The 1331-nt window shown below is 33.7% G+C and carries 1 protein-coding gene; it reads right to left on the bottom strand.

Annotated elements, in window-relative coordinates:
* Positions 1 to 557: 557 nt before the first annotated feature.
* Complete coding sequence (locus E1171_RS01280) at positions 558 to 1268, bottom strand: LytR/AlgR family response regulator transcription factor (RefSeq protein WP_155203309.1); 711 nt, start codon at positions 1266 to 1268, stop codon at positions 558 to 560.
* Positions 1269 to 1331 lie beyond the last annotated feature (63 nt).

The following is a 1331-nucleotide window of genomic DNA, read 5'->3' as shown; positions in this document are numbered from 1 at the left end:
TTTTTTTTATTGCAGGTTACCTAAATTTTAATGGATTAACGGAGGTTAGGTACCACGAATTAAATAAATCAAATCCCTTATATTGCAAACTCCAGCGCGAGTAATCATTCTGTAAGCCATAATAAAGGCACTCCTTATTGGATATTCGTATTAGGTATATCCATAATGGTAAAGAGGGACTACTTCGGACTAATCTTCGAGTGAAGCGATTAGCCCAAACACCATTACTTAATGAAGTATAAAAATGATTTCCAATATTATTTAATAATTATAAAAGATTGGTAGGCTAGTGAATAAAAGCTTCTTAAAGGCATTTGTATAAAGGGGTAACAGGGTATATCAAAAGAAATAATTTGCAAGAAGCTTATTGAAAAATTTCATCATTTCCCAGTGCCCCTTCTCCCTCGACCTCATTTGAAAGTAGATTCCCTTTGCTGTGGAAAAAGTACTGCCAGTTCTAAAAGTAGTAGGTGTTTAGGAGGCCTGGCATAATTAGTTATTTAAGACTTTTAAAATTCCTTACTGCCCCCTCCTATATCAACCCCTCCAACAAATCCTTAATTCTGTTTCAAAACCTCCAAAACACCTTGCTTATAGCTAATTCCAATAGGGATTTCGATATCACCAAATTCAATGTCTTGAGAGGTAAATGCGGTTATTTTATAGGTATTGACGATGTAAGACCTATGGGTACGTAAAAAAAAGGAAGGGAGTTTATTTTCGAAATCACTGATCTTCTCCTTCGTAATAAACTTTGCATCTAAGGTGTGTATTCTCACATAATCTTTTATACTCTCTACGTAAAGGATATCTGCAAACAAAATTTTATAATGTTTCTTATTCATGTTCACATAGATATACCTGCTACAATCATCTAATCTAGATTCAACTGTTGCTGTAATGTTTTTCGGTTCAACGGCTTTTAGATATTTGTTAATCGCTTTAAAAAAACGATCAAATGAAATGGGTTTCAAAAGATAGTCTACTACTTCTAACTCATAACTTTCAATGGCATATTCTCTATAGGCGGTAGTAAATATGACTTTCGGGGGATTGCCTAAAGACTTTAAAAATTCAATCCCCGTTAGCATAGGCATTTGGATATCCAAAAAAATAAGATCTATCTGTTGCGATTTCAGCACTTCGAAACCTTCTATTGCGTTTTGGCAGGAAGCCACGATTTCCAGATTAGAAAATTTGGAAACATGATCTTCTATTAGCGCAATTGCTAAAGGTTCATCATCTATAATTAGGCATTTTGTGTTCATCCGTTTAAATCTACATGAAGTTTTACATGATAAGAAAGATCTTCTTCAATTATTTCCAATTCA

It is taken from the genome of Xanthovirga aplysinae, assembly GCF_009711365.1.
GTDB lineage: Bacteria > Bacteroidota > Bacteroidia > Cytophagales > Cyclobacteriaceae > Xanthovirga > Xanthovirga aplysinae.
The sequence above is the reverse complement of the archived record's forward strand: the minus strand, read 5'-3'. Positions and strand labels throughout refer to the sequence as shown.